At 64.9% G+C, this 18,968-nt stretch carries 19 protein-coding genes; 6 read left to right on the top strand and 13 right to left on the bottom strand.

Annotated features, from left to right (window positions below):
* Nucleotides 1-9: 9 nt before the first annotated feature.
* The 4 genes from cas6 to HSR6_RS01335 form a co-directional block, all read right to left on the bottom strand.
* The gene (gene cas6 / locus HSR6_RS01350; RefSeq protein WP_071932595.1) at nt 10-942 is read right to left on the bottom strand and encodes a CRISPR system precrRNA processing endoribonuclease RAMP protein Cas6; all 933 of its coding nucleotides are present in this window, start codon (nt 940-942) and stop codon (nt 10-12) included.
* A 116-nt stretch (nt 943-1,058) separates the two neighbouring features.
* Nucleotides 1,059-1,391, bottom strand: a complete 333-nt coding sequence (locus tag HSR6_RS01345; protein WP_071932594.1) for a DUF7126 family protein — start codon at nt 1,389-1,391, stop codon at nt 1,059-1,061.
* Entirely contained in the window at nt 1,388-2,305 is a 918-nt protein-coding gene (gene guaA / locus HSR6_RS01340) for a glutamine-hydrolyzing GMP synthase (RefSeq protein WP_071932593.1), read from the bottom strand. The genes HSR6_RS01345 and guaA overlap by 4 nt, the downstream gene beginning before the upstream one ends.
* Before the next feature lies 1 nt (nt 2,306).
* Nucleotides 2,307-3,944, bottom strand: coding sequence for a CTP synthase (locus HSR6_RS01335; protein ID WP_070364253.1), 1,638 nt, complete (start codon nt 3,942-3,944; stop codon nt 2,307-2,309).
* 86 nt (nt 3,945-4,030) lie between these two features.
* On the opposite strand from HSR6_RS01335, the gene HSR6_RS01330 reads away from it, so the two are divergent.
* A complete protein-coding gene (locus HSR6_RS01330) occupies nt 4,031-4,858 on the top strand; it encodes a PspA/IM30 family protein (RefSeq protein ID WP_070364252.1) in 828 nt (275 codons plus the stop codon).
* A gap of 23 nt (nt 4,859-4,881) precedes the next feature.
* On the opposite strand, the gene thrS is transcribed toward HSR6_RS01330, so the two are convergent.
* The 6 genes from thrS to HSR6_RS01300 all read right to left on the bottom strand — a co-directional run bounded on the left by thrS (nt 4,882) and on the right by HSR6_RS01300 (nt 11,174).
* The gene (gene thrS, locus HSR6_RS01325; protein WP_070364251.1) at nt 4,882-6,813 is read right to left on the bottom strand and encodes a threonine--tRNA ligase; all 1,932 of its coding nucleotides are present in this window, start codon (nt 6,811-6,813) and stop codon (nt 4,882-4,884) included.
* Nucleotides 6,814-6,860: 47 nt separating this feature from the next.
* Complete coding sequence (locus HSR6_RS01320; protein ID WP_070364250.1) at nt 6,861-7,745, bottom strand: Vms1/Ankzf1 family peptidyl-tRNA hydrolase; 885 nt, start codon at nt 7,743-7,745, stop codon at nt 6,861-6,863.
* Nucleotides 7,746-7,785: 40 nt separating this feature from the next.
* A complete protein-coding gene (locus HSR6_RS01315; protein WP_071932592.1) occupies nt 7,786-9,222 on the bottom strand; it encodes an NCS2 family permease in 1,437 nt (478 codons plus the stop codon).
* 78 nt (nt 9,223-9,300) lie between these two features.
* Nucleotides 9,301-10,014: a phosphoribosyltransferase family protein gene (locus HSR6_RS01310; protein WP_070364248.1), complete on the bottom strand. Its 714-nt coding sequence runs from the start codon at nt 10,012-10,014 to the stop codon at nt 9,301-9,303.
* A 47-nt stretch (nt 10,015-10,061) separates the two neighbouring features.
* Complete coding sequence (gene pyrE / locus HSR6_RS01305; protein ID WP_070364247.1) at nt 10,062-10,583, bottom strand: orotate phosphoribosyltransferase; 522 nt, start codon at nt 10,581-10,583, stop codon at nt 10,062-10,064.
* Between the two features lie 45 nt (nt 10,584-10,628).
* Nucleotides 10,629-11,174, bottom strand: a complete 546-nt coding sequence (locus tag HSR6_RS01300) for a CDP-2,3-bis-(O-geranylgeranyl)-sn-glycerol synthase (protein WP_070364246.1) — start codon at nt 11,172-11,174, stop codon at nt 10,629-10,631.
* 88 nt (nt 11,175-11,262) lie between these two features.
* Here HSR6_RS01300 and HSR6_RS01295 point away from each other — a divergent pair, with 88 nt between their 5' ends.
* The gene (locus HSR6_RS01295; RefSeq protein ID WP_070364245.1) at nt 11,263-11,874 is read left to right on the top strand and encodes a DUF502 domain-containing protein; all 612 of its coding nucleotides are present in this window, start codon (nt 11,263-11,265) and stop codon (nt 11,872-11,874) included.
* Here the strand turns inward: HSR6_RS01295 and HSR6_RS01290 are convergent.
* Both HSR6_RS01290 and HSR6_RS01285 read right to left on the bottom strand, forming a co-directional pair.
* The gene (locus HSR6_RS01290; RefSeq protein WP_070364244.1) at nt 11,871-12,803 is read right to left on the bottom strand and encodes a branched-chain amino acid transaminase; all 933 of its coding nucleotides are present in this window, start codon (nt 12,801-12,803) and stop codon (nt 11,871-11,873) included. The two genes, HSR6_RS01295 and HSR6_RS01290, sit on opposite strands and share 4 nt — an antisense overlap.
* A gap of 53 nt (nt 12,804-12,856) precedes the next feature.
* Nucleotides 12,857-13,057, bottom strand: a complete 201-nt coding sequence (locus HSR6_RS01285) for a hypothetical protein (protein WP_071932591.1) — start codon at nt 13,055-13,057, stop codon at nt 12,857-12,859.
* A gap of 100 nt (nt 13,058-13,157) precedes the next feature.
* Between HSR6_RS01285 and HSR6_RS01280 the strand changes: the two genes are divergently transcribed.
* The 4 genes from HSR6_RS01280 to HSR6_RS01265 all read left to right on the top strand — a co-directional run bounded on the left by HSR6_RS01280 (nt 13,158) and on the right by HSR6_RS01265 (nt 17,816).
* The gene (locus HSR6_RS01280) at nt 13,158-13,580 is read left to right on the top strand and encodes a CopG family ribbon-helix-helix protein (protein WP_070364242.1); all 423 of its coding nucleotides are present in this window, start codon (nt 13,158-13,160) and stop codon (nt 13,578-13,580) included.
* A gap of 39 nt (nt 13,581-13,619) precedes the next feature.
* On the top strand, nt 13,620-16,613 hold the full coding sequence (locus HSR6_RS01275; RefSeq protein ID WP_071932590.1) for an FAD-binding and (Fe-S)-binding domain-containing protein: 2,994 nt from the start codon (nt 13,620-13,622) through the stop codon (nt 16,611-16,613).
* Nucleotides 16,614-16,686: 73 nt separating this feature from the next.
* A complete protein-coding gene (locus HSR6_RS01270) occupies nt 16,687-16,881 on the top strand; it encodes a cold-shock protein (RefSeq protein WP_070364240.1) in 195 nt (64 codons plus the stop codon).
* A 119-nt stretch (nt 16,882-17,000) separates the two neighbouring features.
* Complete coding sequence (locus HSR6_RS01265; RefSeq protein ID WP_071932589.1) at nt 17,001-17,816, top strand: HesA/MoeB/ThiF family protein; 816 nt, start codon at nt 17,001-17,003, stop codon at nt 17,814-17,816.
* A gap of 1 nt (nt 17,817) precedes the next feature.
* Here the strand turns inward: HSR6_RS01265 and HSR6_RS01260 are convergent, their stop codons facing one another.
* Nucleotides 17,818-18,945: a pyridoxamine 5'-phosphate oxidase family protein gene (locus HSR6_RS01260; RefSeq protein WP_070364238.1), complete on the bottom strand. Its 1,128-nt coding sequence runs from the start codon at nt 18,943-18,945 to the stop codon at nt 17,818-17,820.
* Nucleotides 18,946-18,968: the final 23 nt, after the last annotated feature.

The raw sequence follows: 18,968 nt of genomic DNA, 5'->3' as shown, positions 1-18,968 counted from the left end.
GTCCCGGGGCTAATGGCTCTCCTGATCCCGGAACGGCGATGGGCGAATCGAAAGCGGGGACGGACCGAGCCAGGGGATCGGCGAGAGGCCAGTCGTATCGTCGCCGGCGACCCTGACCGAGAGGTCCCCACAGCCACGATCACGGTAGTACCCCACGCCGGCGATCTCGCCCAAAAGCGCCGCTGCGACGAGTGCATTCTGGAGGGCCCCGTTCGCCTCGGCGAACTCGTAGGTCACGCCACCGGAGAACCCCTCCCGGGTCTGCACCGCATCGGTTTCATCGTCACGGGCCACTGCCACGCCGTGGCTCTCGAACGTGCGGAAGTGGGGGCGCCCGCGAACCGCCTCCTCGATCCGGTCACGGTCGATATCGAAGACGAGTTCGTCCGGCGCCCATCGATTCCAGTTTTCGAGCAGCGAACTAAACACCGGCCCACGGCTGGGACACATCGTGCGGGTCTCTGTCTCCTCGAGGCAGGTCGGTGTTCGAAACCAGACGTTCATAGCCTGGGTATCGACCGCTGCCGCCCGTTCGAGCAGGGCCTGGCGGTCGGTGTACTCCTGGGTCGCGGAGACGACCTCCAGGGTGCCACCGGAGTATGGCAGCTGGGCCCCCTCGGGGATGACCTGATCGAAGACCTGCCTGAAAACGGGGATCATCTCCGGGTCGATTACTCCTAGCTGGAATCGATAGGTCTCCGTCGGCGAGAGGGCTCGCTCCTGTGGCCGGCCACCCGCCCCGTATCGTCCCCAGAACCCGCCGACGTGAACCCCGGGAATCCGCGGCGTGATCGCGTCCTGATCCACGCCGGCCTCATCCAGAAGCACCCGCAGGGTGTCATAAACCGGATGGCCGATGATGTCAGTCAGCAATACCCGTTCGGTCGGCCGCAACTCGACGTCGATCCGGCAGACTGAGTCCCCCCCTGGCTGGGATGTCATCGTCTCACATAGTGTTTAGCGGGAACTGCATTAAGCGTGGTGGAAAGTACACATGTGCCCATTAATGGGCAATAAAGAAGTCGTTAGCTGAGCCCGGTCGTGGATACTCCCGTCGATCAGGATTCGAGTGCCTGGAGTTGCTCCTCGACGAGGACGGCGGCGTCCGCGAGTCGGGGGTCGACCCCCAGGTCCAGCTGGCGGGTCACGAACTCCGGGACAGCCTGGGTTGCGTACCAGACGATGCGCAGATCCGGGTGCTGCTCCCGGGCAACCGGGATCAACGTCGCCTCGGCCCCGTCGGTGATGAAGAACAGCGAGGCGTCGTCGATTTCGGCCGCGTCCAGGTCAGCGGCGGACGCGGGCGTCTCGATTCGGGTCGTCGTCACGTCGTGGGCCGCGAGCGCGGCTTCGAGCCCCCGATCGGGGCCCACAATGATCGCGTGTGTCATTCGTATTCGATCGTGGCCGGTGGTTTGTGGGTCACGTCGTAGACGACACGGGAGACCGAATCGAGCTGGCCGGTGATGCGGCTCTGGATGCGCTGGAGGGTCTCCCAGTCCAGGGCCTGTGCGCGGGCGGTCATCCCGTCCCGGCTCTCGACCGACCGGACGGCGACGATCCAGCCGTGGACGCGGTTGTCGCCCTTGACGCCGGTCGCCTTGCCCAGCACGGCCGCGAAGGCCTGCCAGGGGTCCGCTTCCTCGAGTTCGTCCTCGACGACCGCGGTGGCCTCGCGGGCGACTCGCAGTTTCTCCTCGGTGACCTCACCCAGCACCCGAACGGCCAGACCAGGACCGGGGAACGGCATTCGTTCGGAGACGACCGAATCCAGCCCCAGTTCCCGGGCGACCTCGCGAACCTCGTCCTTGTAGAGATCCCGCATGGGCTCGACGATCCCGTCGAAGTCCACGACCTCTGGGAGGCCGCCGACGTTGTGGTGGGACTTGATCGTCCCCTCGCTCTCGATCCGATCCGGATAGATCGTCCCCTGGACCAGCATCGAGGCGTCGACTTCCTTTGCAACCGTCTCGAACTCCCTGATGAACTGCTCGCCGATCGCGTGGCGTTTCTCCTCGGGGTCGGTGACCCCCGCCAGGGCATCCAGGAACCGATCCTGGGCCTCGACGATCCGGAGGGAGTCCATGTGCGAGAAGGTCTCTCGAATGCCCTCGGTCTCGCCCTTCCGCATCAGGCCGGTGTCGACATAGACCGGGACGAGCTGATCGCCGACAGCCTCGTAGGCCAGTGCGGCGGCCGTCGAAGAGTCTACACCGCCCGAGAGGGCGATGATCGCAGTCTCGTCACCGAGTGCCGCCTCGATCTCCGCTTTCGCTTCGGGGATGAAGGTCTCGACGTCGACCATCTCAGGCCACCTCCTGAGCGGTCTCCAGTTCCGCAAGGATCGCTCCGAGGAACCCGACGAAGGGTGGGCTCGCCCGGGTCGGCCGGGAACGGAACTCGGGGTGGAACTGCGTTCCCAGGAAGAAGGGATGGTCGGCCAGTTCCAGGATCTCCATCCGATTGCCCGCCTCGCCGGAGAACACCAGGTTGCCATCCGAGAGGTCCTCGATGTACTCGGGATTGACCTCGTAGCGGTGCCGATGGCGCTCGGTGCAGGAGTCGGCCCCGTAGATCTCGTGGGCCAGCGTGCCGGGCTCGATCTGGGTCTCGTGGGCCCCCAGGCGCATCGTGCCGCCGAGGTCCTCCAGGTCGTACTGGTCCGGCAGGAGGTCGATCACCGGGTCCGGGGTCGTCTCGTCGATCTCGGTGGAGTGGGCGTTTGCCAGGCCCAGCACGTTCCGGGCGTACTCGATGACTGCCAGCTGGAAGCCAAAGCAGAGCCCGAGGTAGGGCACGTCGTTCTCGCGAGCGTAGGTGATCGCCCGCATCTTGCCCTCGACGCCGCGACTCCCGAAGCCGCCCGGGACGACGATGCCGTCGGCCTCGTCGAGGCGTTTTTCGTCGCCGTCGTCCATCCGGTCGGCCTCGACCCACTCGACGTTCACGTCGACGCCGTGATCGAGGCCGGCGTGTTTCAACGCCTCACGCACCGACATGTAGGCGTCCCGCAGGTCGTACTTCCCGACCAGCGCGATGTCCAGTTCCGCGGTGGTCTCCTGGGTGACGAGTTCGCGCCACTCCGTGCTGCGGTGGGCCCGGGGGATCGCCCGGTCGGCCAGATCGAGCCGGTCCATGACGTACTCGTCCATGCCCTCTTCTTCCAGCAGGAGCGGGACCTTGTACACGTCATCGACATCGTAGTTCGAGAACACGGCCCGGGTCGGGACGTCACCGAACAGGGCGATCTTCTCCCGGACGGATTCCTCGAGCGGATCATCCGAGCGACCGACGATGATGTCGGGCCGAAGCCCGATCGAGCGCAGTTCCTTCACGCTGTGCTGGGTCGGCTTGGTCTTCTGCTCGCCGTTTGGCGCGTAGGGAACCAGCGTGACGTGAGTCAGGAGGACGTCCTCGTCGGGTTCCTCGTCGACGAACTGCCGGAGCGCTTCCAGGAAGGGCATGCCCTCGATGTCACCCACCGTCCCGCCGACCTCCACGAGACAGATGTCGTGGCCCTCGGCAGCCTCGCGGATGCGACGCTTGATGTCATCAGTGATGTGCGGGATGATCTGGACGGTCTTCCCGAGGTAGTCACCCGAGCGCTCCCGACTGATGACATGCTGGTAGACCTTCCCCGTCGTGACGTTGTGGTCGAAGGTCATGTCGATGTCCAGGAATCGCTCGTAGTTCCCCAGGTCCAGATCGACCTCGCCGCCGTCCTTGAGGACGTAGACTTCCCCGTGCTGGTAGGGATTCATCGTCCCCGCGTCGACGTTGAGATAGGGGTCGATCTTGACTGCGGTCACGTCGAAGCCGGCGTTCTCCAGGAGGCGGCCCAGACTTGCCGCCGTGATCCCCTTGCCGAGCCCCGACATCACCCCGCCAGTGACGAAAATGAACTTGTCCCCCAGTGAGGGGTCGTATCCGGTCTCTGTCGGCATACCGACCGTCCGGTGCCGGCGGGCAAGAACATTTCGGGACGCATGGGGCGTGAGGGGTTTTAACGGTGGGAGCATAAACAGCCCCCATGGGACTGCTCTCACGCCTGTCCTTCCTGGTTCGATCGAAGCTCAACGCGCTCATCGGCCGGGCCGAAGACCCCGCGGAGACCCTGGATTACTCCTACCAGCAGATGCGGGACGAACTCACCGACGTCGAGAAGGGCATCGCGGACATCACCGCCCAGAAAAAACGCCTGGAGGTCCAGCGGGATCGGCTCGAGGAGAACATCGAGAAGCACAACGAACAGGCCCGGGAGGCCATGGCCCAGGACCGCGAGGACCTGGCCAAACGCGCGTTAGAGAAAAAACAGGCCAAGCGCTCACAGGCCGAGGACCTGGCCGGCCAGATCCAGAACCTGGAGTCCACCCAGCGGAACCTCGAGGAGAAGAAGGCCGATCTCAAGCGCCAGATCGAGGAGTTCAAGACCAAAAAGGAGACCGTGAAAGCTCGTTACGAGGCCGCCGAGGCACAGACCAGGGTCTCGGAGGCAGTCACCGGCGTGGGAGACGAAATGGAGGACGTCGGCCGGGCCATCGACCAGGCCACGGAGAAAACCGAAGAGATGGAAGCCCGGGCCGCGGCACTCGACGAACTGGAGGACCGTGGCGTCCTGGACAACGCGATGTCCGACCAGGACCAGATCGACCGGGAACTCGAAGCCGGCCGGGAGGACCGGAATATCGAGGCCGAGCTAGAGACCTTACGTGAGTCGGAAGGCACGGCCGAAGCCGAGCCGGAAACCGAAAAAGAAGCCGAAGCCGAGGAAGTCAAGGCCGAACTCGAAGCCCAGGTCGACGAATCCGAAGTCGAGGCCGAACTCGAGGAGCTGCGGGAAGAAGAAAAGCCGGAGTAAGCACAGCAGCCGTCGTTTTTCGGCTACGTTGCGAGGAAGTCCGGCTCGATCCGTCGTTCGTCCCGCTCCTCGAGCAGGTGCTCACGGAAGGCCTCGAACGAGACGTCCTTTCGCTCCCGTTCCTCGCGGTCCCGGACCGAGATGGTCCCGGCCTCCGCCTCGTTGTCCCCGAGGACGAGCATGTAGGGCACCCGATCCTCGTGGGTCTGCTGGATCTTCTTGCCGACTGTCCAATCCCGGTCCTCGACTTCGACCCGGAAGCCCTCGGCCTCGAGGTCCGCGGCCACCGACCGGGCGTACTCCAGATTGGTGTCCGAAACTGGGAGGACCCGGACCTGCTCGGGGGCGAGCCAGAGCGGGAACTTCCCGTTGAAGTGCTCGATGAGCACCATGAAGAAACGCTCGTAGCTGCCGTAAAGCGCCCGGTGGATCATGACCGGCCGGTGGTCCTCGTTGTCCGCCCCGGTGTAGGTCAGATCGAAGCGCTCGGGCATGTTGAAGTCGAGTTGGACCGTCGGGCCGTCCCAGGTCCGACCGAGGGCGTCCTCGAAGGCGAAGTCGATCTTCGGGCCGTAGAAGGCCCCGTCGCCTTCCTCCAGATCGTACTCGAGGCCAAGATCCTCGAGGACCTCCCGGAGCTGGCTCTCGGCGGTCTCCCAGATCTCGTCGCTGCCAACCGACTTCTCCGGGCGGGTCGCCAGGGCGACTTCGGCCTCCAGGTCGAAGGTCGAAAGGACATCGAAGATCATGTCCACGATGGTCGAGACCTCGGCCTCGATCTGATCGGGGCGGACAAAGAGGTGGCCGTCGTCGATGGTAAACGCCCAGACCCGGGAGAGCCCCGACAGCTCGCCACGCTGTTCTTTCCTGTAGACTTTCCCGTCCTCGGCGTAGCGCTCCGGCAGGTCGCGATAGCTCCAGGTCGTCTGATCGAAGATCATCGCATGCCCCGGACAGTTCATGGGCTTGAGCCCGTACTCCTCGTCGTTCACGTCGAGGAGGAACATGTCATCGACGTAGTTGTCGTAGTGTCCGGACTGCTTCCAGAGTTCGGTCCGGAAGAGATGGGGGGTCTCGACGTAGTCATAATCCTCCGCCAGGTTCATCTCCGTGACGTAGGACTCCAGTTCCCGCAGCACCGTCTTGCCGTTCGGGTGATAGAGCGGGAGTCCGGGCCCGGTCACGTCGGGGATGGAGAACAGTTCGAGTTCGGTCCCCAGACGGCGGTGATCACGCTCTTTGGCCTGTTCGCGTTTCTCCAGGTAGTCCGCCAGTTCGTCCTGGTCCGGGAAGGCGGTGCCGTAGACCCGCGTGAGGGTCGCCCGGTCCTCGTCCCCGCGCCAGTAGGCCGCCGAGACGTTCAGGAGTTCGACCGCCCCGACCTCACCCGTCGAGGAGACGTGCGGGCCCTTGCACAGGTCCTGCCAGTCGTCCTGTCGGTAGAAGCTGATGGGGCCCTCGCCGGCGGCCTCGTCCTCGAGGATCTCCTGTTTGTAGGGATTGTCCTCGTAGAACTCCAGGGCCTCCTCCCGGGAGAGCTCGACCCGCTCGACGTCGTAATCGGCCTCGATGATGGCCTCCATCTCGGCCTGGATCGCCCGGAGGTCGTCCTGGTCCAGTTCGACGCCGTCCACGTCATAGTAAAAGCCCTCGTCGGTGGCCGGCCCGATGGCGAGTTTCGCCTCGGGGTGGATCCGCTGGAGGGCCTGGGCGAAGACGTGAGAGGCGGTGTGGCGGAGGACTTCCAGGTAGTCTTCACTACCCTCGGTCACGATCTGTAGTTCGGCATCTGCCTCGATCGGTTCCTCCTTTGCGACCAACTCCCCGTCGACCCGCCCGGCGACTGTGTCGCGCCCGAGACCGGGACCGATCTCGTATGCGACGTCCTCGACCGTGGCCCCCGACTCGACCTCGAGTTCGGAGCCGTCGGGCAGGGTAATCGTGACCGTGCTCATGGGGCGTGGTAGGACGTGTGGCCCCCATAAGTGTATTGAGACCCTGCTTACAGCAGATACAATTTCGTCCGCCAGAACCGATCGACGGCGTCCGCGAGGGCCTCGCGGGGGGCACCCGTGGCGTCGACGGGCCGCGTCACCGTCGCTTCGGACTCGAACTCGGACAGCAGGGTGGACTCCCCGACGACGTAAAGCGGTTCTGTGGCCGCGGAGAGTGCCTCGTGGGCTTTCTCGAGGTGGGATTCGATCTGCTGGTCGCGCCGGCGCTCGAAACGCGCCTGGGAGAACCCGCCCTTCGAGTGGTCGCCCTTGACGTCGCTTCGAAAGCCCTCGTACGCGACCTGCTCGCGGTCCTCGTAGGTGCCCATCGCGAAGAGGTCCGCGCGCACGAGGGCGAGGGTGTACCGGCCACGGGGCTGGAACCAGTCCCGATCGACGTGGAAGGAGGTGTCGAACTCGACGAAGTGGGCCGGCGGAACGGGTGGCCGAAGCGCGACGCTCAGCAGGGTTTCGTCGTCGGCGAACACGAGAGCGGGCGCGGCCCGACCCACGAGCGGGGTTCGATCCCCGAGCACGTCCCGAACGGGTTCCGGTGGGGACCCCTCGACCATCGCGGTCATGGCCCCGTCCGGGCCGGCACGGAACGATTCGAGCCGGGACAGGACTGTCTCCAGCCGGTCGCCACGGAGAGCCAACTCGCCCCGGAACTGGACGGTTCGCTCCCCACCCTCCGCCCGTTTGACGCGGTCTTCGAGTTCGGTGATGCGGTCTTCCAGGCGGTTTACCCGCGCTTCGGCCTCCTGACGGGCCCGTTCGGCCGCTCGCCGGTTCTCGTCGGCGGATTCGAGTTGCGCTTCGAGCGAGGACCGCTCTTCCGCCAGGGTCTCGATGCGCTCTTTGAGCGCCGCACGTCCCAGTAGCCGGTCGAGCATGGCAAAAGGACGGCCCTGCGGCGATGTAAAACCCCCGAGGTTAGACCAGGGCGTTCGTGCGCACGAAGTAGTAAAGGAGCACCAGCGCGGCCAGCGCCCACTGGCCCAGTCGCACGTCACTCACTTCGCCCTGTGCGCCCTTGACGATCGGGTAGGACACGAGTCCGGCAGCGATACCCGTCGCGATCGAACTCGTCAGGGGCATCAGCGCGATGGTGAGCGTGGCAGGAATAGCGTGGGCCGGATCCTCCCACTTGATTTCGGTGACGTTCCGGACCATGAAGACCGCGACGATGACCAGCGCGACGTAGGGCGCAAAGGAAGGGATCGCACCCACGAGGGGCACGAAGACGAGAGCGAGGAGGAAGAGTGCCGCGATCACCAGCGCGGTGAGCCCGGTTCGACCACCCTCCTCGATCCCGGTCGAGGACTCGACGAAGGTCGTGACCGTCGAGGTCCCCAGAATCGAACCGATAGTCGTCCCGACGGCGTCGGCCATCAGCGGCTTGTTCATCTCGGGGAAGTCACCGTCCTCGTCGAGGTAGCCGGCCTCCTGACCGAGTCCGGTCAGCGTCCCCGCGGTGTCGAAGAAGTCCACGAAGAAGAACGTGAACACGACGAACGCGAAGGTCACGGCCTCAACGCCCTGGATCCCGTCGATGAACGCGCCCACGAGCGGCGTGATGTCGTAGGCCGACGCGCCGTAGGTGATCTGGTCGATTCCGGGGGCGAGTGTCACGTTCGGGGCCAGGATCTGGCCTTCCTTCGGCAACGTGCCAGAGAAGGGTTCGAACCCGAGCGCGCCGGCGACATAGCCCATGACCGCCGTCGACAGGATGCCCAGAACGATCGCGCCCCGAATGCCCTTGACATAGAGGAAGAAAGTAAGCAGGATACCGATGACGGCGATGATCGCGACCGGGTCCTGTGCCAGCACGGGGCTCAGGGTCATCATGTCATCGGGGTCGACCGCGGTGATCCGCATGAACTGGAGTCCGATCGACGCCAGGAACAGCCCGATCCCGGCCCCGACCCCCAGCTTGACCGGTTCCGGGAAGAGGTTGATCACGTACTCGCGAGCGCCCACGAGCGTGAGCGCCACGAAGACGATCCCCTCCACGAACACCGCCGCGAGGGCGGTCTGCCAGGTGATATTCAGCGTCGGGGAGAGGACCACCGTGACGAAGAAGGCGTTCAATCCCATGCCCGGGGCCAGACCGAACGGGAGGTCAGCGTAGAAGGCCATCACGAGCATCCCGGCCACCGAAGCCAGGATGGTGACGACCGCCAGCATCTGGAACACCCGTACGTCCGAGACACCCTCGGGGGAGATGACGATGCTCAGAAGCGCCGGGTTGACGACGATGATGTAACTCATCGTCAGGAACGTGGTCAGCCCGGCGATCGACTCGGTACGGAGGTCCGACCCCCGCCCGTCGAGATCGAAGTATCGGGACACGGTATCTGTGAGGCCCATATCCACGTTCGAGCATGAATTTTGGCCTCACTTAACGATTGTTATGCACGAACGTCGAACTCGCCGGGAGCCCGAAACTCAGGAGAGTTCGACGAGGGTCCCGACCGGCGCGTCCGTATGCCCACGAGCGCGGTCGATGCCGTCCTCGCCGACCGCGATGAGCGTGAAGACCCCCGCGACGTGGGCCCCGGCAGTTTCGACGACTTCGAGCAATAGCTCCTGGGTCTCGCCCGACCGGATGAGGTCGTCGACGACCAGCACCGCATCACCCGGTGAGATGGCCGATGCTGGCAGATAGTAGGCGATCTCGATCCCCGACTCCAGGCGTTTGCGGGCCTCGATGAACTCCTCGACGGCGGTCTCCTTGGATTTCTTGGCGTACGCACAGCGGGCCCCGTAGTGGCTCGCCAGCGAGGCCGCGAGGGTGATCCCGTCGGTGGCCGCGGTAAGGGCCACATCGGGGGTCTCGAAGTCGAAGGCTTCGGCGGCCACCGGGCCCACGAGATCCAGGAGTGGCTGGTCGAAGACGATCCCGGAATTGTCGACATAGCCGTCGGCGTCGCGTTCGACCCGGTCGGCGATCTCGGCCTCGATCGCGTCCCGACCGAACTCGGCGACGATCTGCCGGGCCCGCGAGGCCCCCGGGAGGACGTGCCCGTTGACATAGCGATTGAGATCACCCGCCGGGAGCCCGGTCTCCGCGGCGAGTTCGTCGTAGGTCCGGGTCTCCTTGAGCGAGCGCAGCACGTCCAGGGCCCGGAGCTGGAGTGTGGCCTTCTCGGCTCGGTTCATGCTCAGTTATTCACGGTTCCACAAGTATGAACATCTCGGGTCCGTGGTCAGTCCCGATCGGCCAGGAGGTCACTCGCCGTGACGAGCGATTCGAGGGTCACGTCGTGCTCGGCGAGCAGTTCGGCCGCACCCTCCTCGCGGTCGACGACCACGAGCACACGATCGACCGTCGCCCCGGCCTCGCGAAGGGCCTCGACGGCGGACAGGGCGCTCTTGCCGGTGGTCGCGACGTCCTCCAGAACCACGACGGGTTCGCCCTCGGGCAGCGTGCCCTCGATCCGGTTGCCGGTGCCATACTCCTTTGTCTGTTTGCGCACGATCACGTATGGATTGCCGGTCTCGATGCCGGTCGCAGTCACCAGCGGGACTGCACCCAGGGCCACGCCGGCCAGCGTGAAATCGCCAACGCGCTCGGCGAAGGCCGCCGCGACGGTCTCCAGGGCCTGTGGGTCGGTCTCGAAGCGATACTTGTCGACGTAGTACTCGCTCGTCCCGCCGTGTGAGAGCTCGAATTCGCCGTATCGAACCGCCTCGGCCGCCTTCAGTGCCGCTACGATCTCCGCTTTCATACCCGGGACTGGGTGGGGGGTGGAAAAAAGGGTCCCTATCCTGGGTTACCAGGGTTCGTCTTTGAGCCCGAGCCAGTAGGCGATCGCGTTCGTCGAGACGTGCAGGGCCGGCGTGAGCACGAGCACGGTGACCAGCACCGGGAGCGTGAAGACGGCCCCGAACCAGGCCGGGTCGGCAAGCCCAGCCAGGAGGAGTGCGCCGAGCACGAAGTCTAGCTGATCCAGGCCCGGAAACGGTCGCCCTCGTTTGCGCCCGGTCCGTCGTTTCAGAAACGAGGCGGCGATGTCACCCAGCATCGCTCCGGTCGGCAGCGCGAACAGCGCGCCCACCGAAAACGCCGGGAGCGAGATTCCAAGCAGGGCACTTGCCGGAGCCCGGAGCAGTCCCAGGATGAGGCCAACGGCGACCCCGGCCCCGATCCCGACGACCGTCCCGCGCCAGGTCTTGCCGTCACCGAGCAATCGATCCCCGCGCCACAGACGGCCGCCGTCGATCGGCGGGCCCCCACCGCCCAGGACCGCTGCGTTGTTCGGCACGTAGGCGGGCAACATCGCCCAGACCGCCGTCGCGACGACCGCGACCAGATCCATGGGAGAGCCTGGGCGCGGCGTGAATAAAAACCCGCCCGATAGGCAGCAAACCCCAGTCCTGATAGGGTCGCCGCCCCTCCAGGGAGGTATGGCGACCTGGAAACGGGACTTTGCGAGCGGCCTCGTGGTCCTCTTGCCGATTCTCGTCACGCTGTACGTGGTTTACTGGGTGCTCTCCCAGCTGGGGCGGGTGGCCGTGCTCTCCGACGTCCTGGGCAATCCCTTCGCGAGCGCGCTGCTTACCCTCGTGGTCTTCGTCCTTTTTGTCTTCGCGGTCGGCTATCTGATGCGCACCGCGCTGGGCTCGATCCTCGAACAGTACATCGACCAGGTGTTCAACCGGCTCCCGGGCCTGCGGGTGGTCTACAACGCCTCGAAGATGGCCGTCGAGACGGCGCTTACGGGGACCGAGGACCTCCAGGCCCCAGTCCGACTCGAAGTCTGGGAGGGCATGCGGATGACCGCGTTCAAGACGGGCAAACACACCCAGGACGGCCGTGACATCCTCTTTCTCCCGACCGCTCCGAACATCACCACCGGCTACGTGATCGAAGTCGAGCCCGAGCGCTACGAGGCGGTCGACGAGAGCGTCGAAGAAGCGTTGACCCGCGTGCTCTCTGCTGGTTTCGGTGAGAACGAGTCGGGCGATCTCGCGGCGTCACTGTTGGACGCCGGGGACGACAAAGACGAAGAAGCCTAGTCGACGAACGTGAACCACTCTTCGTGGTCGGCCGCCTGCTCGGTCAGATCGAAGTAGGCCTGCTGAAGTTCCTCGGTGATCGGTCCCCGCGAACCCGAACCGATCTCGACGTTGTCCACCTTGCGGATGGGGGTGACCTCAGCCGCCGAGCCGGTGAAGAACAGTTCGTCGGCCGTATACAGTTCGCCACGGCTGATCGAGGCCTCGTCGTGGACCGTATAGCCACGCTCCTCGGCCAGCGTGATGACCGTATCCCGGGTGATCCCTTCGAGGATGCTCTCGGCGAGCCCAGGGGTAAAGATCTCGCCGTCCCGGACGAGGAAGATGTTCTCGCCCGGTCCCTCGGCCACGTCACCCTCCTTGTTCAGGAGGATGGCCTCGGTCGCGCCCTGCTTGCGGGCCTCCTCGCCGGCGAGCATGCTGTTGACGTAGAGCCCGGTGGTCTTGACGTTGGTCGGGACCTGACTGGAGGCGTGCTTGCGCCAGGAGGAGACGGTGACTTCGACGCCCTCCTGGAGGGCCTCCTCGCCCAGGTAGGTCCCCCAGGGCCAGGTGGCGATCATCGTCTCGGTGGGACACTCGGCGGGGCTCACGCCCAGGCTGTGATAGCCGTAGTAGACAAGCGGCCGGATGTACGCGGAGTCCAGCTCGTTCCGCCGGAGGAGTTCCAGCGTGGCCTCGGTGAGTTCCGCCCGGGAGAACGGGATGTCCAGTTCGTAGGGTTTGGCCGAATCGTAGAGCCGATCGAGGTGGGCATCCCAGCGGAAGATCGCGGTGCCCTGTTCGGTGTCGTAGGCTCGTGCGCCCTCGAAGATCCCGGTCCCGTAGTGCAGGGCGTGAGTGAGCACGTGGACGGTGGCGTCCTCCCAGTCGACGTACTCCCCGTCCATCCAGATCGTCTCGACGTCCATCTCGTCGAATCCAGGCATACCAACCGGTATCGGGGCAACCACCTTAAAACCGTCACCAAGCGCGGGACTCTTTACACTCGATCGCCCTTCCGACCGATCATCACGAGCAGGCCGGCCACGGGCAAGTACAGCGTGAGGGCGATACCAGCGACCCAGTCCCCGCTCAGAAAGGCCCAGGCGGAGATGGCGAGTGTGAGCACGAGGAGGAGCCCGCCGATCGTCAGTAGACTGGACCCCGAAATCGTCGGGTTCTCGGTGACGGAGGCTGTCATTACGCGATAGATCGCAGGCCATCCAATTAAACCATCGGGCCCCGGCGACGATCGGGGGCAGATGTGCAAGGTTATTAAGATTCCGCCCCAGAGTTATTATATGGCCGTCGTCAGCATCTCCATGCCCGACTCACTCCTCGAACGCCTCGACGCGTTCGCCGAGGAGCACGGGTTCACGGGCCGCAGCGAGGTCCTCCGGGAGGCGGGTCGCACGTTGATGGAGGAGTTCGACGAGAAGCGTCTGGAGGACCGGGACCTCATGGCGATCGTCACGGTTCTTTTCGACTACCAGACGACGGACGTCGAGGAGGCCCTGATCGACCTGCGACACGAGTACGAGGACCTGGTCGCCTCGAACCTCCACAGTCACGTCGGGGAGAACAACTGCATGGAACTGTTCGTTCTGGAGGGGGACCTGGACGAAATCTCCGAGTTCGTGGGTCGGCTCCGGGCCACCAAGGACACCCTGCTCCTCGATCACTCCGTCGTGCCGGTGGATGACCTGGGCGACAAACCGCTCTAGACTGCGGGTTTTACGGCCGCGGGCGTGAAACCGCCAGTCATGACTTCACGGTCCGGGGCCCCCGACCCCGCACTGGACCCACGAGCGGATTTTGACTACCAGGGCGGGCCACGATCCCACCCAGACCTGGCCGAGACCCTCGACACACGGGTCGACGGCGAGGTTCGGTTCGACCAGTACACCAGACAGGCCTACGCGACCGACGCGAGTCTCTACCAGATCGAGCCGGTCGGCGTCGTCAGGCCGAAACACACCGAAGACGTGGCGACCGTCGTCTCGGTCTGCCGCGATCGTGGAATTGCGGTCCTCCCCCGTGGGGCCGGCACCAGCCTCGCCGGCCAGACGACGAACGAGGCCGTCGTGCTCGATTTCAAGGCCCACATGGATGGCATCCAGTCGGTCGATCCCGAGTCGAGCACCGTCAGGGCCCAGCCTGGAATTACGCTCGCGGCACTCGACGACGCTGTCGCTTCACACGACCTGCAGTACGCCCCCGACCCGGCCTGGGGCGACAAGAGCGTCCTGGGCGGTGCCATCGGGAACAACTCGACCGGCGCCCACTCCCTGCGATACGAGAAGGCCGACGCGTACCTCGAATCCGCCGAGGTCGTCCTGGCCTCCGGGGCAGTCGTCGACGTTGGCTGGATGGATCTCACCGACCTTCGGGCTGCGGCAGACCCCGAGGGAGACCTCGAAGCCCGGCTCTACGCCGAACTCGTCCGCATTATCGACGAGCACGGCGACACGATCACGGAGGTGTACCCGGACCTCCACCGGAACGTCTCGGGGTACAACCTCGACCTCCTGATCGAAGAAGCCGAAACGTATAATCGGGTCAACGTCGCCCGGATCTTCGCCGGGAGCGAGGGGACCCTAGGCATCATCACCGAGGCGACAGTCGCCCTCGAACCGGTTCCCGAGGCGACGGCCGTCGCACTCCTGACCTACGACGATCTCGGGGCTGCACTGGGCGATCTGGAAGCCGTCCTCGCCCACGACCCGGCGGCCCTGGAAGTGATGGACGAGCAGTTTCTCGATCTGGCAGGGACTGTCGATCGCTTCGAGGACCTGATCGCGGAGTTTCCGGATGGGACTGGTGCGACCCTGCTCGTGGAGTTCGACGCGGATTCGGAGGCTGGGGTCAGCGAGTCCGTCGAAGAGTTGATCGCGGATCGGGTCGCGGTGGACACGACGGGACGAGCCAACGGCGCGCTCGAAGCGCATACTTCGGAACGACAGGCGGCCTTCTGGGACCTCCGGAAAGCCGGGCTGCCGATCTTGCTCTCCGAGACCGGAACGGTCAGGCCCTGGCCGTTCATCGAGGACACGGCGATTCCGGTCTCCAATCTGGGGGCCTTCGTCGCGGACGTGCAGGTGATCCTCGACAGCCACGACACGTCGGCGACCTTCTATGCCCATGCCGGCCCGGGTGTGCTCCACATCCGGCCGTTCCTCGATCTGCAAACCCAGTCGGGGGTCGATGCGATGGCCGACATCGCCGACGCGATCACCGACCTGGTCGTGACCTATGATGGAGCCGTCTCCGGTGAACACGGCGACGGGCGGGCCCGCACCCAGTGGAATCGCAAGCGGTACGGCGAGGACGTGTGGGAACTGTTCCGCTCGCTCAAGCGGCGGGTCGATCCCGACTGGATCCTGAACCCAGGGCCCGTGGGCGGAGCCGAAGACGGCCCGCCGGACATGACCGAGTCGCTACGCTTCGGGCCCGGGTACGAACTCGACCTCCCCGTCGACCCCGAACTGAACTGGGACAACGAGAACGGCATGCGCGGGATGGTCGAGTTGTGTCACGGCTGTGGCGGCTGTACCGGGTTCACGGAGACGACCGGCGGGGTGATGTGTCCGACCTTCAGGGCGACCGGCGAGGAGATTCAGAGCACGCGCGCACGGGCGAACCTGCTCCGGACCGCGATGGACGGCACGCTCCCGGCCGACCCGCTCGACGAGGAATTCATCGAGGAGGTCCTCTCACTCTGTGTCTCCTGTCAGGGCTGTCGTCGGGACTGCCCCTCCGGCGTGGACATGGCCAAACTCAAGGCCGAACTGACCCACGCCTACCACCAGCGCGAGGGCGCAAGCCTGCGCTCGAAGCTCTTTGCCAACGTGGACCGGCTAGCGGGCCTGGCCTCGACAGTGTCACCGATTTCGAAGACACTCGCGAGCCTGCCCGGCGCTGACTGGCTGCTCGAACGCACCCTCGGCATCGCGAGCGAGCGAACCCTCCCGACGTTCGAGGGGCCGCCGCTCCAGGACTGGTTCGCGGCCCGCGGCGGCTGTCGAGTTCCAGCATCCGAGGCCGAGCATCGAGTGATCCTCTTCCCGGACACGTACACCAACTACAGCCGCCAGCACGTGGGCAAGGCCGCTGTGAGGGTGCTGGAGGCCGCGGGCGTCCACGTCAGGATGGCCGAGCGCTCCGACAGCGGACGGCCGGCCTACTCGAAATCCTTCATCGATCTGGCCCGGCAGGCGGCCGAACAAAACGTCGCAGCCCTGGAGCCACGAGTGCGAGAGGGCTGGACCGTCCTCACCACCGAACCCTCGGATGCGGTCATGTTCCAGCACGATTACCTGGACCTCCTCGATGGTCCGGCGGTCTCCCGGCTCGCCGAGCACACCTACGGCGTCATGGAATTCCTCGATCGCTTCGACCTGGTCGAGTCACTTTCCGTGCGAGCGGACGGCGAGACCGTGACCTACCACGGCCACTGCCACCAGAAGGCGGAAGGAACAGCCCACCACGCCGCGCGGGCGCTCGACCGGGCCGGCTTCGACGTCGAGGAACTCGACTCGGGATGCTGTGGCATGGCCGGGACCTTCGGCTACGAGGCCGAGCACTACTCGATGAGCAGGGCCATCGGGCAGGACGTCTTCGAACTGATCCAGGAGCGTGACGGCGACGTGCTCGTGGCGCCCGGTGGCTCCTGCCGGACACAGTTCGAGGATAGCCCCGTCGCCGAGGGACAGCCACCCCACCCCATCGAGTTGCTGGCCGATTCACTCGTAGAGTGACGTGTGCCCTCGACCCGTGGGAGGCGCTATCGGGGAAGCCTTATCCCTGTCCCTCCATTGTACCTTAATTGCAATGGCAACAGGTACGGTCGACTTCTTCCATACGCGGAAGGGTTACGGTTTCATCGAGAGCGACGACGCGGACGAAGACGTTTTCTTCCACATGGAAGATGTCGGCGGTGAGGACCTCGAAGAGGGCCAGGATGTCGAGTTCGACATCGATCAGGCCCCCAAGGGTCCGCGTGCGGTCAACCTCGAGCGAGTCTAATCGATCGAGTTTCACCACGTTCTCAGGTATCGGTTCGGGACTACCCGATTTTTCGGGCATTCGTCAGCCAGCAGCGGCTGGGCGAATTCGTTTTCAGGCAGGCACTCGAATGCAAGTCGATGAGTGACGACCCCGGCCCAGGCGCGGAGTATCGCTACGCTCGCCACCTCTCGATCGACGTCGTCGGCGGCGCCGGCCAGGAACGCATCCAGCAGGCAGACGTCCTGGTCGTCGGCGCGGGCGGACTGGGGTCACCCGTCATCGCCTATCTCGCGGCTGCAGGTGTCGGCACGCTGCACATCGTGGATCCGGATATCGTCGAGACCTCGAACCTCCAGCGCCAGGTCATCCACACCGAGGCAGACGTCGGCCGGCCGAAAGTGGACAGTGCAAAGGCGTTCGTGGAGTCGCTCAACAGCGAGGTCGAGGTCCACACCCACGAAACGGAGTTCGGGCCCGAGAACGCCGAATCGCTCGTCGCTGACCGCGACGTGGTCGTCGACTGCACGGACAACTTCCGGGCTCGCTATGTCATCAACGACGCCTGTACGCTCGCCGACGTCCCGTTCGTCCACGGGGCGGTCTACCGACTCGAAGGCCAGCTCGGCACCTTCGGAACCAGCGATGATGGGCCCTGTTATCGCTGCCTGTTCCCCGAGGCCCCACCCGAAGAGGCAACCCCTGACTGTGCGGTCGACGGCGTTTTGAGCCCGCTCCCGGGCACGATCGGCACCATGGAGGCAACGGAGGTGCTCAAGACCGTCGCCAACTTCGGCGAGCAACTCGACGGGCGACTACTGGTCTATGACGGCGAGGACATGACCACCGAGACACTCCCGATGCGACAAAACCCCGACTGCCCGGTCTGTGGCGAGCACGCCGAAATCGACTCGCTCACCGAGATCGAGTATTCCCACCCCTTCTCGATCGAGTGATTCAGAACGAGTCGTTGCTTTTCCGTCCGCTCATAGTCGATGGATCGAGTCGGTACCAGGCAAATTCGACGTCCGCAGGATCCATACTGAACACGTCGACGGACGCGAGCTTGGCGTTCGCAAAGACTGAAATGACATCCCGAGAGTCGACTTCAGCCGCCGAGAGTTTCGAGAGTTCGCCGGTGAGGATCACACTTCGCCAGCGATCCGGGCGCTCGTACTGCATGACGACGAGTGAAACTGTCGGGGATTCCTGGAGTCGTTCGAGCTTTTCACTTCCCTCGAACACTCCGAGTTGCAGGTAACAGTCCCGACGATCGGTATCGTAGCCGAACGACATCGGGATCGCGTACGGGGACTCACCGTCAAACGCCAGGATCCCCAGACTCGAATTGTCGAGTACCGCGTCGATCTCGGCGTCCGACATCGTCACCGGCTCCGCGGACAGATCCGCCGCCAGTGACGGATCCGCCGCTTTCGCGCCGGAATCGGGGTCTCGGTCCCCGGATTCTGCCGATTCGGCTGTCTCCCTCGCCTCGGTTGATGAGTCCACCCGTTCGACCCGGGTGAAAAGCGACTGGAACAGGTTCTGTGCACGGGCATCCGTCGCCGCCGGATTCAGATGCATATGAACGTCCGCATCCGCCCCCATGAGCGTGGCCAAAATCGTATTCAAAAACCGATAGAGGAGGTCGGTGTCGTGATAGGGAAACAGCGATTCGACCCCGCGGAGACAGACCTCCGTCGAGCCAGTCTGTTGCTCCCACCGGCGCAGGAGCTTGGAAAAGGCGATCGAAACACCCGTCAGATCCTCCGGATTGACCCGAAACCCGTGCAGGGTCGTTCCGTCACCGACTTCGGCGGTGAGGACCGCCGATTCGGTCGCCTGTGGACTCAACACGACAGCCGCCGCTTCCGTGGGGTCCTGCAGGTCGCGTAGTTGGGTGTCCAGCGCCTGCTGCAGCGTCGTGAACGACTGGCCGGCCGTCAGTTGGACGACGCGGTAGTCGGTCCCATCCGCCTCGTCGAAGACGAAGGGGCAGAAGTGACCGCTGGTGGCGTTCTGATCGAGGTACAACGTCGGACCAGCAGGAGTCGATTCATTCGCCGGCCCATCAGTACTCGCCATTGTGTCCCCAACGCCGGCCAGTC

This window comes from Halodesulfurarchaeum formicicum (assembly GCF_001886955.1).
GTDB lineage: Archaea > Halobacteriota > Halobacteria > Halobacteriales > Halobacteriaceae > Halodesulfurarchaeum > Halodesulfurarchaeum formicicum.
Note: the sequence above shows the minus strand (reverse complement) of the source record. Positions and strands in the feature narration are given on the sequence as shown.